The organism is Klebsiella sp. WOUb02 (assembly GCF_050058015.1).
GTDB lineage: Bacteria > Pseudomonadota > Gammaproteobacteria > Enterobacterales > Enterobacteriaceae > Klebsiella.
On record NZ_CP170110.1, the window covers coordinates 3,156,816 to 3,168,091 of the forward strand.

Sequence of the window (11,276 nt, forward strand, 5' to 3'; positions counted from 1 at the left end):
AGCATCCCAAAGGCGGCCAACCAGGAAGCAACGGGAAAGACAACGGGTAGAGATATGAAGAACGCAACCTTTTATCTTCTGGACAATGACGCGCAGCAGGACGGTTTAAGCGCCGTCGAACAGCTGGTGTGTGAAATTGCCGCAGAACGCTGGCGCGGCGGCAAACGCGTGCTGATCGCCTGCGAAGATGAGCAGCAGGCTATTCGCCTCGACGAAGCGCTGTGGACGCGGCCACCGGAGAGTTTTGTCCCGCACAATCTGGCGGGAGAAGGCCCCAGAGGCGGCGCGCCGGTGGAGGTCGCCTGGCCGCAGAAGCGCAACAGCAGCCCGCGGGACATTCTGATCAGTCTGCGGGTAAACTTTGCAGATTTTGCCACCGCTTTCACAGAAGTGATAGACTTTGTCCCTTACGAAGACTCTCTGAAACAACTGGCGCGCGAACGCTACAAAGCGTACCGCATGGCTGGTTTCAACCTGAACACGGCAACCTGGAAATAATGGAAAAGACATACAACCCACAAGATATCGAACAGCCGCTTTACGAGCACTGGGAAAAGCAGGGCTATTTCAAACCGAATGGTGATGAAAGCCAGGAGAGCTTCTGCATCATGATCCCACCGCCGAACGTCACCGGCAGTTTGCATATGGGTCATGCCTTCCAGCAAACCATCATGGATACCATGATTCGCTACCAGCGCATGCAGGGTAAAAATACTCTGTGGCAGGCCGGTACCGACCACGCGGGTATCGCAACCCAGATGGTGGTTGAACGTAAGATTGCCGCCGAAGAGGGTAAAACCCGCCACGATTACGGTCGCGACGCCTTTATCGATAAAATCTGGCAGTGGAAAGCGGAATCCGGCGGCACCATTACCCGTCAGATGCGCCGCCTGGGCAACTCCGTGGACTGGGAGCGCGAGCGCTTCACCATGGATGAAGGCCTCTCCAACGCCGTCAAAGAAGTCTTTGTCCGCCTGTACAAAGAAGATCTGATCTACCGCGGCAAGCGCCTGGTCAACTGGGACCCGAAGCTGCGCACCGCGATTTCCGACCTCGAAGTGGAAAACCGCGAGTCTAAAGGCTCAATGTGGCACATCCGCTACCCGCTGGCCGACGGCGCGAAAACCGCCGACGGCAAAGATTACCTGGTGGTCGCCACCACCCGTCCGGAAACCGTGCTCGGCGATACCGGCGTGGCGGTGAACCCGGAAGATCCGCGCTATAAGGACCTGATCGGCAAATTCGTTATTCTGCCGCTGGTCGACCGCCGCATTCCCATCGTCGGCGACGAACACGCCGACATGGAAAAGGGCACCGGCTGCGTGAAGATCACCCCGGCGCACGACTTTAACGACTATGAAGTCGGTAAACGTCACTCCCTGCCGATGATCAACATCCTGACCTTTGACGGCGATATCCGTGAAAGTGCGGAAGTGTACGACAGCAAAGGCAACGAGTCTGACGTCTACCCCAACGCGATCCCGGCACAGTTCCAGAATCTGGAACGTTTTGCTGCGCGTAAAGCGGTGGTTGCCGCCGTCGACGCTCTGGGCCTGCTGGAAGAGATTAAACCGCACGACCTGACCGTACCGTACGGCGATCGCGGCGGCGTGGTTATCGAGCCGATGCTGACCGACCAGTGGTACGTTCGTGCCGACGTGCTGGCGAAGCCTGCCGTGGAAGCGGTAGAAAACGGCGACATTCAGTTCGTGCCGAAGCAGTACGAAAACATGTATTTCTCGTGGATGCGCGATATTCAGGACTGGTGCATCTCCCGTCAGCTGTGGTGGGGTCACCGCATCCCGGCGTGGTACGACAATGAAGGCAACGTCTACGTTGGCCGCACCGAAGACGAAGTGCGTCAGGAAAACAACCTGGGCGCTGACGTCGCCCTGCGTCAGGACGAAGACGTACTGGACACCTGGTTCTCCTCCGCGCTGTGGACCTTCTCCACCCTCGGCTGGCCGGAAAACACCGACGCGCTGCGTCAGTTCCATCCCAGCAGCGTCGTAGTCTCCGGCTTTGACATCATCTTCTTCTGGATTGCCCGCATGATCATGATGACCATGCACTTCATCAAGGATGAAGACGGCAAACCGCAGGTACCGTTCCATACCGTCTACATGACCGGCCTGATCCGCGACGACGAAGGGCAGAAAATGTCCAAATCCAAGGGCAACGTTATCGACCCGCTGGATATGATTGACGGGATCTCCCTGCCGGAACTGCTGGAGAAACGGACCGGCAACATGATGCAGCCGCAGGCTGGCGGAGAAAATCCGCAAACGCACGGAGAAACAGTTCCCGAACGGCATTGAGCCGCACGGCACCGACGCCCTGCGCTTCACCCTCGCGGCGCTGGCCTCCACCGGCCGCGACATCAACTGGGATATGAAGCGTCTGGAAGGGTACCGTAACTTCTGTAACAAGCTGTGGAACGCCAGCCGCTTCGTGCTGATGAACACTGAAGATCAGGACTGCGGCTTCAACGGCGGCGAAATGGTGCTCTCTCTGGCCGATCGCTGGATCCTCGCCGAGTTCAATCAGACCATCAAAGCGTACCGCGAAGCGCTGGATGGCTACCGCTTCGATATCGCCGCGGGCATTCTGTACGAGTTCACCTGGAACCAGTTCTGCGACTGGTATCTGGAACTGACCAAGCCGGTGATGAACGGCGGCACCGAGGCCGAGTTGCGCGGCACCCGCCATACGCTGGTGACCGTGCTGGAAGCTCTGCTGCGCCTGGCGCACCCGATTATTCCGTTTATCACCGAAACCATCTGGCAGCGCGTTAAGGTGATTGGCTGCATCAGCGCCGACACCATCATGCTGCAGCCGTTCCCGCAGTACGATGCATCCCAGGTTGATGAAGCCGCGGCTTCCGATACCGAGTGGCTGAAGCAGGCCATCATCGCCGTACGTAACATTCGCGCGGAGATGAACATTGCCCCGGGCAAACCGCTGGAGCTTCTGCTGCGCGGCTGCAGCAGCGATGCCATTCGTCGCGTAAACGACAACCGCAGCTTCCTGCTGAACCTGGCGCGTCTGGAAAGCATCACCGTGCTGGCTGCCGATGATAAAGGTCCGGTTTCCGTCACCAAGATCATCGACGGCGCCGAACTGCTGATCCCGATGGCCGACCTTATCGACAAGGACGCCGAGCTGGCGCGACTGGCGAAAGAAGTGGCGAAGGTCGAAGCGGAAATTGGCCGTATCGAAGGCAAGCTCGCCAACGAAGGCTTTGTCGCCCGCGCGCCGGAAGCGGTCATTGCTAAAGAGCGTGAAAAACTGGAAGGCTATGCGGAAGCGAAAAGCAAGCTGGTTGAACAGCAGGCCGTGATCGCCGCGCTGTAATCCTCTGCCCCTTGCCTGACCGGGCAAGGGGCACAATCACCGCGTATTGCCACGCGCTAACGGCCGTCGCGTTGAACAGCGCTTGCGCTGCCCCCTTTTCCGATGTTATTAACAACAGCATCATCCGCCATTTTTGCTATGAGTAATCGTATGAATACGATCGCGACCATCACGGTGTCGCTGCGCCGGATCACCGCGCAAGACAATGCGGCCATCGCCGGCGTTATTCGCCAGGTTTCAGCCGAATACGGGCTGACGGCCGATAAAGGCTATACGGTAGCCGACCCTAATCTGGATGAGCTTTTCCAGCTCTACAGCCAGCCGGGTTCCGCATACTGGGTGGTGGAGCAAAATGGTCAGGTAGTCGGCGGCGGCGGCGTAGCGCCGCTGGCCCATAGCGAGCCCGATATCTGCGAGCTGCAGAAAATGTACTTTATGCCTTCCGCGCGCGGACAGGGGCTGGCGAAAAAGCTGGCGCTGCTCGCGCTGGATCATGCCCGCGAGCAGGGCTTCAGGCGCTGCTATCTGGAAACGACCGCCTTCCTCAAGGAAGCGGTGGGTCTATACGAGCACCTTGGCTTCGAGCATATCGACGGACCGCTGGGTCATACCGGCCACGTTGACTGCGAAGTGCGGATGCTTAAGACGCTGTAATTAGCGCGATAATTTACGTCCCCGGACGCGCTGCGCCTGTCGGGGACCCGCTTCAGGCAACGACCGGCACCCCGCTATGGAAGCGAATCTCGGCCTCCGGCGCATTGATCAGCGCGGCTTCCGCGACGCCCAGGCTGGCGCACGCGTTCGCTGATATCTTCCCCGGCAATCTGCTGCGCCAGGCGCAGATAATCCTCGAAGTGGCGCGCTTCCGAGCGCAGCAGCGACAGGTAGAACTTCTGCAGATCGCCTCCCAGCCACGGCGCCAGAGCGGCAAAGCGCTCGCAGGAGCGCGCTTCGATATAGGCCCCGCAAATCAGCTTATCGATCAGCATCGCCGGCTCATGGGATCGCACCTCCCGGCGTAATCCGCGGGCGTAGCTGCTGGCGGTCATTTTGACGTAAGGGATGTCGTGCGCCAGCATGATCTCGCGCACCTGCCAAAAGTGATGCAGCTCTTCTTTAATCAGCAGCACCATGCTGTCAATCAGTCTGGCGTCCCCACGGGTCGTCCGTATGCGGCATGGTGCTTTTATTGATCTGCCTGTGTAGCGCGAGAAAATCCGGCTCCGGGCCCCAGCGGTAGGTAAAGTCCTCGTAAGGTTTCAGGCAGGCCAGCAGCTCGTCTGCGCCGTCTTTATCCGCGACATATTTACGCACCAGCAGCATGGCGTTTTGCGCCGCTTTCAGTTCGCAAACCATATGATCGGTGAGCAGCAGCGGCAGGTTTTCCGGCTTACGGGCTTCATCAATCCACGCTTGCGGGGTGGTGCAGTGCAGGAAGTTGAGTATGGGGGAGAGTATTTGCGGGTAGTCCATCGAGATTCCTTGCTATACGGCGGCAGATACCGCCGTATCCATCAGCGGCTTAGTGACGTACGCCGTCGTCGTCTTCATCGACGAAATCTTCGTCATCGTCTTCGTCGCCATCTTCACCGTTAGGGTCTTCGAAGTAGGTGCCCCAACCGTCATACTCCACGCCAAACTTTTCTGCCAGCGTCAGCAGCTGTTCAACCTGGGCGTCAATCAGCTCAACCTTCAGCGCGCTCTCGCTCAGGATATCGCAGCAAATAACGGTATCGCCCTCTTCAACTTCCAGCTCTTCCGGCTCGGTCACTTCATAGCCCAGCTTGAAGGCTTCTACCGCAACTTTTTCCAGCGTTTCGAAATCGTCGGCGGAGAGATGATGCTCGATGGTGTACAGCGCGTCCGGATCGCTGCCGTCTTCGAGCAGCTCTTCAATAATCAGACGCGTTTCTTCACGCTGTTCTTCCAGTAGTTCCGGGTTTGCCATGGCTCGTTCCTCATAATGTGCGGCAGTTACTTCTATTGTCACATACCGCCGTGATTGCCTCCACCTTTGCGCGAAAGATTTGTGTTACGGGGTTGCAAATGAATATTCATACATATAAAGTGAATTTTAATTCAATAAGTGGCTTAAGCCATGTGAGGGAACCATGTCAACGTTTTACCAGAAGCATTTTTTGAAGTTGCTTGATTTTACACCTGCAGAAATCACCACCCTGCTCAAGCTGGCGACCAGACTCAAAACCGATAAAAAAAATAGCATTGAAATCCAGCATCTCGCCGGCAAAAACATCGCGCTCATCTTCGAAAAAGACTCTACCCGCACACGATGCTCTTTCGAAGTTGCCGCATTCGATCAGGGCGCGCGCGTGACCTACCTCGGGCCAAGCGGCAGCCAGATCGGCCATAAAGAGTCCATTAAAGACACCGCCCGCGTGCTGGGGCGGATGTATGACGGTATTCAGTATCGCGGCCACGGCCAGGAAGTGGTTGAAACCCTAGCCCAATACGCCGGCGTCCCGGTGTGGAACGGCCTGACCAACGAATTTCACCCTACCCAGCTGCTGGCGGATCTGCTGACCATGCAGGAACATCTGCCGGGGAAAGCGTTCAACGAAATGACCCTCGCCTACGCCGGCGACGCGCGTAATAACATGGGTAATTCGATGCTGGAAGCGGCGGCCCTTACCGGACTGGATCTGCGTCTCGTCGCGCCGTCGGCCTGCTGGCCGGAAGAGAGCCTGGTGGCCAAATGCAAAGCGCTGGCGCAAAAGCACGGCGGCAACATCACCCTGACCGAAGATATCGCCGCCGGCGTAAAGGGCGCGGATTTTATCTACACCGACGTGTGGGTCTCGATGGGCGAAGCCAAAGAGAAGTGGGCCGAGCGTATCGCCCAGCTGCGTGACTATCAGGTCAACAGCAGCATGATGGCGCTGACCGGCAATCCGCAGGTGAAGTTCCTCCACTGCCTGCCGGCGTTCCATGACGATCAAACCGCGCTTGGCCAGCAGATGGCCGCCGAGTTCGGCCTGCACGGCGGCATGGAGGTTACCGACGAGGTGTTTGAATCCGCGGCGAGCATCGTCTTCGATCAGGCCGAAAACCGCATGCATACCATCAAGGCGGTGATGGTCGCGACCTTGAGTAAATAACCCGGCGGGGATGTCCCGGAGGCGGCGCGCGGCGCCTGCTCCGGGCTACCGCACCGGCCCGTCGCCCCGGGAAGTGCAGCACGACCGGGGATTGACGGCGCTTAGCCCATCAGCATCTTCACCACCGCTTTGCGCACTTTGGCGGGCGAGCCCACCGCACACAGCGGCTTATGCACCTCCCCCGGATAAAACACCACAAAATCTCCCGCGCTGAGGATCATGGTTTTCTCCTCCTCGCCGGCGGCGAGGAACGCAATGTCTTTATCCGCCAGCCAGTCGATATCCGGCGTCCCGGCGGGCCGGGTGCTGAAGGTCATCCCCTCCTCGCCCTGCAGCACAATCTGGATATCCAGGTAGCGCGCGTGATACTCGGCGCGGCGCTCGCTGAGCGCTTCGGTAGCGTCCTGCGAAATCAGATAAAACAAATTGTTGCCATCAATATCATGCTTACCGAGCGGCGTCTCCTCGCTGACGTGAGCCTTAACGTATTCGATAGCCTGACGCAGGGGCTGCGGTAGCCAGTCCTGCAGGTGGTGAATGTTGCCGACGATCATAATAACCCTCAAATATAAAACAGCTTTTCATTTCTGGTTTTTATACGCCCCTTGCGACTGCCATACCACCACTTTTTAACGCTTTTTTGCGCTGACGCGGGGTTATCGAAGCAAACGTTTACCTGTTTGTGGACGAATCGCTTGATCCGAAATTTGAGCTGCGTATAATGCCGGTCGATTTGCCGGGAGGAAGCATGGTCTATTGCGTACGACATTTTGTCTTAACGCGTCTGAAAACAGGCGCTGGCGTAGCGTTTTTCTTTCCGTTGCTCAATGAATTTTCGAAGCCCCTTATTTAAGGGGCTTTTTTTTTGCCCAGGCGTCAGGAGATAAACATGGCTAACCCGCTATATCAAAAACATATCATTTCCATAAACGATCTCAGCCACGAAGACCTTGAACTGGTCCTGGCGACCGCTGCAAAGCTGAAAGCGCGCCCGCAGCCGGAACTGCTGAAGCACAAGGTTATCGCCAGCTGTTTCTTTGAAGCCTCCACCCGCACCCGACTGTCGTTCGAAACCTCCATGCATCGCCTCGGCGCCAGCGTGGTCGGCTTCTCCGACAGCAGCAACACCTCGCTGGGCAAAAAAGGCGAAACCCTCGCGGACACCATTTCGGTCATCAGCACTTACGTTGACGCCATCGTGATGCGCCATCCGCAGGAAGGCGCGTCGCGGCTGGCAACCGAATTCTCCGGCGGTATTCCGGTGCTCAACGCCGGCGACGGCGCCAACCAGCATCCGACGCAAACCCTGCTGGATCTGTTCACCATCCAGGAAACCCAGGGCCGCCTGGAAAACCTTAACGTGGCGATGGTCGGCGACCTGAAATATGGCCGCACCGTGCACTCCCTGACCCAGGCGCTGGCGAAATTTAGCGGCAACCGCTTCTACTTTATCGCCCCTGACGCGCTGGCCATGCCGCAGTACATCCTCGATATGCTTGATGAGAAAGGGATTGCCTGGAGCGTCCATAGCGCCATTGATGAGGTGATGGAGGAGGTGGATATTCTGTATATGACCCGCGTTCAGAAAGAGCGCCTCGACCCGTCGGAATATGCCAACGTCAAGGCGCAGTTTGTGCTGCGCGCCGCCGATCTGGAAGACGCCCGCGACAATATGAAAGTGCTGCATCCGCTGCCGCGCATTGATGAAATCACCACAGATGTTGATAAAACGCCGCACGCCTGGTACTTCCAGCAGGCCGGCAACGGCATCTTCGCACGCCAGGCGTTACTGGCACTGGTACTGAATAGCGAGCTGGATCTGTAAGGGGAAACGACCATGACACATGATAATAAACTGCAGGTAGAAGCCATTAAGCGCGGCACCGTCATCGACCACATCCCCGCGCAGGTGGGCTTTAAGCTGCTGACGCTGTTCAAGCTGACCGAAACCGACCAGCGCATCACCATCGGCCTGAATCTGCCATCGGGAGAAATGGGCCGCAAGGATCTGATAAAAATCGAGAACACCTTCCTCACCGACGAGCAGGTCAACCAGCTGGCGCTGTACGCCCCGCACGCGACGGTCAACCGTATCGACGACTATGAAGTGGTCGGCAAATCGCGGCCTAACCTGCCGGATCGGATTAACAGCGTGCTGGTGTGCCCGAACAGCAACTGCATTAGCCACGCCGAGCCGGTTTCATCCAGCTTCGCGGTGAAAAAGCGTGAAAACGACATCGCTCTGAAGTGCAAATATTGTGAAAAAGAGTTTTCACATTATGTGGTTCTGGCCGACTAATTGAGGTTGGTATTGGCAACCCGGCTCCCTATAATGGCCGGGTCCTTGCGCGCTATCCTTCAAGCTGCTTCCTTGACGGCGACTCGCCCCCTGCCGCGTCGATGCAATTCGAAGGATGCTGCGTCACTTCTTAATTAAGCTGTTATTCAGGAGAACTCATGTCTAAAACTATCGCGACGGAAAATGCACCCGCAGCTATCGGCCCGTACGTTCAGGGTGTTGATCTGGGTAGCATGATCATCACTTCCGGCCAGATTCCGGTTGATCCTAAAACGGGTAGCGTACCGGAAGACGTTGCCGCTCAGGCGCGCCAGTCTCTGGACAACGTAAAGGCTATCGTTGAAGAAGCGGGCCTGAAAGTGGGCGATATCGTTAAAACTACCGTATTCGTCAAAGACCTGAACGACTTCGCCACCGTGAATGCCGCGTATGAAGCGTTTTTCACCGAGCACAATGCGACCTTCCCGGCACGCTCCTGCGTTGAAGTTGCGCGTCTGCCGAAAGACGTGAAGATTGAGATTGAAGCGATCGCGATTCGTCGCTGATTGTTCAGCCCTCTCCGCTGCGCGGGGAGGGTTATCTTCGGCGATCATCTTATGACGACGCATTCCTCTCACGCACAAAATCAATAAACGCCTGCAGGGGCACGGGGATTAGGCGCCGATCGTTGTAGTAAAGATAGGGCCCGGAGAACGACAGCCACCACGGCTGTAATATTGGCTCGAGCTGGCCGCTGGCGATGGCGGGCTGCAGCCACTCTTCGAATAGATAGATAATGCCGGTGCCGGCAATCGCCGATTCGACCGCCAGGTCCACCGCGCTGCCGACGCTCACCACCAGCGGGCCATTCACCTCCACGCTGTAGCTCTCTCCCTCGCGCTCAAATTCCCACGCCGGCATAACGCCCGTGGCATAACGGCCGCGTATACATTGATGGTGCATCAAATCGCGCGGATGCACAGGCCTGCCGTGCTGGCTTAAGTAGGCCGGGGCGGCGGCTACGGCAAAACGCTGACGGCGCGGCCCAATGGGGAGGGCAATCACATCCTGCTCGAGCCGCTCGTCATAGCGAATGCCGGCATCGCAGCCGTCACGAAACACATCCTGGACGTTACTTTCGGCGACGATCTCCAGCTGAATATTGGGATAACGGCGGATAAACTCCGGCACCAGAGAGGGCAATACCAGCCGCGCGGCGCTGACCGGCACGTTCAGCCGCAGCGTGCCGCCGGGAGTATCACGATAGCGATTGAGCGAATCCAGCGCGGCGTCCACTTCGTTCATGGCCGGCAGCAGACGCTCAATCAGCGCCCTGCCGGCTTCGGTCAGCACCACGGTACGCGTGGTGCGATGAAACAGCCTGATGCCGAGTCTGCTCTTCCGCACGACGCACCGCATCACTTAGCCGCGACGCGCTGCTGCCGGTGATCCTTGCGGCCTCGCGAAATCCCCCGGCCTTCGCCACTTCGACTACCGCATGCAGCAAACCAATATCCATCGACACTGTGCGCCACCTCGTACAGGTTGTTCTTATTTAGCTGGATAGTTGCACAGCGCATTCATCGATACAATCGAAACACACTCATACAGGAGAGCACCATGTCAAAACCCACAATGACTTACCGCCTCGGCGACCGCGAAGTTAACCGTTTAGGCTATGGCGCAATGCAGCTGGCAGGTTCGGGCGTTTTTGGTCCGGTTAAAGATGAAACGCGGGCAATTCAGGTCCTCCGTGACGCCGTCGCCTCCGGCGTCAACCACATTGACACCAGCGATTTTTACGGCCCGCATGTGACCAACCGGCTGATTAAAAAGGCGCTGCATCCCTATTCCGCCGACCTGAGCATCGTCACTAAGGTTGGCGCGCGTCGGGATGAAAAGGGCGGATGGATCCCAGCCTTCAGCCCGCAGGAGCTGACCCGCGCGGTAGAAGATAACTTACAGAATCTGGGGCTGGACGCCATGCAGGTGGTGAATCTGCGCAGCATGCATGACGTCCATACGCCGAAGGAAGGCTCGCTGGAAAAAGAGCTGGAAACGCTGATTCAGCCTGAAAGAGCGCGGATTAATCCGCCATATTGGCCTGAGTAATGTGACCGCCAAACAGATCGCCGATGCGCAAAAGATGACGCCGATTGTCTGCGTTCAGAATATGTATAACCTTGCCAACCGTCAGGACGACGAGCTGGTTGATAGCCTGGCCGCGCAGGGCATCGCCTACGTGCCGTTCTTCCCGCTCGGTGGCTTCTCGCCGCTGCAGTCCGCGCTGCTCGATGACGTCGCCAGCGAATTACAGGCAACGCCCATGCAGGTCGCCCTCGCCTGGCTGCTCAAGCGCTCGGCCAATATTCTGCTGATCCCCGGCACCTCATCGCCGCAGCATTTGCAGGAGAACCTGGCCAGCGCGCAAATTGCACTGTCCGATGAAGTGATGGCAAAGCTGAACGGGATCGCTGGCTAGGCCGCCAGTCTCTACGCAAAGCGTCCTCTGCCACCGTGCCGGCCCT

Annotated in this window: 11 protein-coding genes and 4 pseudogenes; 11 read left to right on the plus strand and 4 right to left on the minus strand. The window is 57.8% G+C overall.

Features of this window, described 5'->3' with window-relative positions; all coding sequences use genetic code 11:
• Nucleotides 1-54: 54 nt before the first annotated feature.
• From holC to ABOC21_RS22240, 3 genes and pseudogenes are all read left to right on the plus strand, one after another.
• On the plus strand, nucleotides 55-498 hold the full coding sequence (holC, locus tag ABOC21_RS22230; protein ID WP_426813304.1) for a DNA polymerase III subunit chi: 444 nt from the start codon (nucleotides 55-57) through the stop codon (nucleotides 496-498).
• Nucleotides 498-3,354: pseudogene (locus ABOC21_RS22235) on the plus strand (valine--tRNA ligase). The gene holC and the pseudogene ABOC21_RS22235 overlap by 1 nt, the downstream one beginning before the upstream one ends.
• Nucleotides 3,355-3,504: 150 nt before the next feature.
• The gene (locus tag ABOC21_RS22240; protein ID WP_426813305.1) at nucleotides 3,505-4,008 is read left to right on the plus strand and encodes a GNAT family N-acetyltransferase; all 504 of its coding nucleotides are present in this window, start codon (nucleotides 3,505-3,507) and stop codon (nucleotides 4,006-4,008) included.
• 52 nt (nucleotides 4,009-4,060) lie between these two features.
• Here ABOC21_RS22240 and miaE read toward each other — a convergent pair.
• Nucleotides 4,061-4,827 (minus strand): annotated as a pseudogene (miaE, locus tag ABOC21_RS22245) (tRNA isopentenyl-2-thiomethyl-A-37 hydroxylase MiaE).
• 49 nt (nucleotides 4,828-4,876) lie between these two features.
• Nucleotides 4,877-5,302, minus strand: coding sequence for a ribonuclease E inhibitor RraB (gene rraB, locus ABOC21_RS22250; RefSeq protein ID WP_426813306.1), 426 nt, complete (start codon nucleotides 5,300-5,302; stop codon nucleotides 4,877-4,879).
• Nucleotides 5,303-5,400: 98 nt separating this feature from the next.
• Between rraB and argL the strand changes: the two genes are divergently transcribed.
• Both argL and argF read left to right on the plus strand, forming a co-directional pair.
• A complete protein-coding gene (gene argL, locus ABOC21_RS22255) occupies nucleotides 5,401-5,496 on the plus strand; it encodes a putative translational regulatory protein ArgL (protein WP_426813307.1) in 96 nt (31 codons plus the stop codon).
• A complete protein-coding gene (argF, locus tag ABOC21_RS22260) occupies nucleotides 5,466-6,470 on the plus strand; it encodes an ornithine carbamoyltransferase (RefSeq protein ID WP_426813308.1) in 1,005 nt (334 codons plus the stop codon). Before argL ends, argF begins: the two co-directional genes overlap by 31 nt.
• Before the next feature lie 101 nt (nucleotides 6,471-6,571).
• Here the strand turns inward: argF and ABOC21_RS22265 are convergent, their stop codons facing one another.
• Nucleotides 6,572-7,024, minus strand: a complete 453-nt coding sequence (locus ABOC21_RS22265; protein ID WP_426813309.1) for a YhcH/YjgK/YiaL family protein — start codon at nucleotides 7,022-7,024, stop codon at nucleotides 6,572-6,574.
• Nucleotides 7,025-7,218: 194 nt separating this feature from the next.
• On the opposite strand from ABOC21_RS22265, the gene ABOC21_RS22270 reads away from it, so the two are divergent.
• The 5 genes from ABOC21_RS22270 to ridA all read left to right on the plus strand — a co-directional run bounded on the left by ABOC21_RS22270 (nucleotide 7,219) and on the right by ridA (nucleotide 9,314).
• Nucleotides 7,219-7,323 carry a pyrBI operon leader peptide gene (locus ABOC21_RS22270; RefSeq protein ID WP_426815559.1) on the plus strand — a complete coding sequence of 35 codons (105 nt, stop codon included), beginning with the start codon at nucleotides 7,219-7,221 and terminating at the stop codon, nucleotides 7,321-7,323.
• Nucleotides 7,298-7,357, plus strand: coding sequence for a pyrBI operon leader peptide (locus tag ABOC21_RS22275; protein ID WP_426815560.1), 60 nt, complete (start codon nucleotides 7,298-7,300; stop codon nucleotides 7,355-7,357). Before ABOC21_RS22270 ends, ABOC21_RS22275 begins: the two co-directional genes overlap by 26 nt.
• Before the next feature lie 2 nt (nucleotides 7,358-7,359).
• Nucleotides 7,360-8,295, plus strand: coding sequence for an aspartate carbamoyltransferase (gene pyrB / locus ABOC21_RS22280; protein ID WP_426813310.1), 936 nt, complete (start codon nucleotides 7,360-7,362; stop codon nucleotides 8,293-8,295).
• Between the two features lie 12 nt (nucleotides 8,296-8,307).
• Nucleotides 8,308-8,769 (plus strand): aspartate carbamoyltransferase regulatory subunit, encoded by a 462-nt coding sequence (gene pyrI / locus ABOC21_RS22285; RefSeq protein WP_426813311.1) that lies wholly within the window; start codon nucleotides 8,308-8,310, stop codon nucleotides 8,767-8,769.
• A gap of 158 nt (nucleotides 8,770-8,927) precedes the next feature.
• Nucleotides 8,928-9,314 carry a 2-iminobutanoate/2-iminopropanoate deaminase gene (ridA, locus tag ABOC21_RS22290; protein WP_426813312.1) on the plus strand — a complete coding sequence of 129 codons (387 nt, stop codon included), beginning with the start codon at nucleotides 8,928-8,930 and terminating at the stop codon, nucleotides 9,312-9,314.
• Nucleotides 9,315-9,363: 49 nt separating this feature from the next.
• On the opposite strand, the pseudogene ABOC21_RS22295 reads toward ridA, so the two are convergent.
• Nucleotides 9,364-10,273: pseudogene (locus ABOC21_RS22295) on the minus strand (LysR substrate-binding domain-containing protein).
• 95 nt (nucleotides 10,274-10,368) lie between these two features.
• Here ABOC21_RS22295 and ABOC21_RS22300 point away from each other — a divergent pair.
• A pseudogene (locus ABOC21_RS22300) lies at nucleotides 10,369-11,230 on the plus strand (aldo/keto reductase family oxidoreductase).
• Nucleotides 11,231-11,276 lie beyond the last annotated feature (46 nt).

Bases quoted from the DNA above. Each gene is read 5' to 3' on its own strand.
- rraB (WP_426813306.1), bottom strand. From the start codon at position 5,302: ATGGCAAACCCGGAACTACTGGAAGAACAGCGTGAAGAAACGCGTCTG.
- pyrB (WP_426813310.1), top strand. From the start codon at position 7,360: ATGGCTAACCCGCTATATCAAAAACATATCATTTCCATAAACGATCTC.
- ridA (WP_426813312.1), top strand. From the start codon at position 8,928: ATGTCTAAAACTATCGCGACGGAAAATGCACCCGCAGCTATCGGCCCG.
- ABOC21_RS22265 (WP_426813309.1), bottom strand. From the start codon at position 7,024: ATGATCGTCGGCAACATTCACCACCTGCAGGACTGGCTACCGCAGCCC.
- ABOC21_RS22270 (WP_426815559.1), top strand. From the start codon at position 7,219: ATGGTCTATTGCGTACGACATTTTGTCTTAACGCGTCTGAAAACAGGC.
- ABOC21_RS22240 (WP_426813305.1), top strand. From the start codon at position 3,505: ATGAATACGATCGCGACCATCACGGTGTCGCTGCGCCGGATCACCGCG.
- holC (WP_426813304.1), top strand. From the start codon at position 55: ATGAAGAACGCAACCTTTTATCTTCTGGACAATGACGCGCAGCAGGAC.
- argL (WP_426813307.1), top strand. From the start codon at position 5,401: ATGAATATTCATACATATAAAGTGAATTTTAATTCAATAAGTGGCTTA.
- argF (WP_426813308.1), top strand. From the start codon at position 5,466: ATGTCAACGTTTTACCAGAAGCATTTTTTGAAGTTGCTTGATTTTACA.
- pyrI (WP_426813311.1), top strand. From the start codon at position 8,308: ATGACACATGATAATAAACTGCAGGTAGAAGCCATTAAGCGCGGCACC.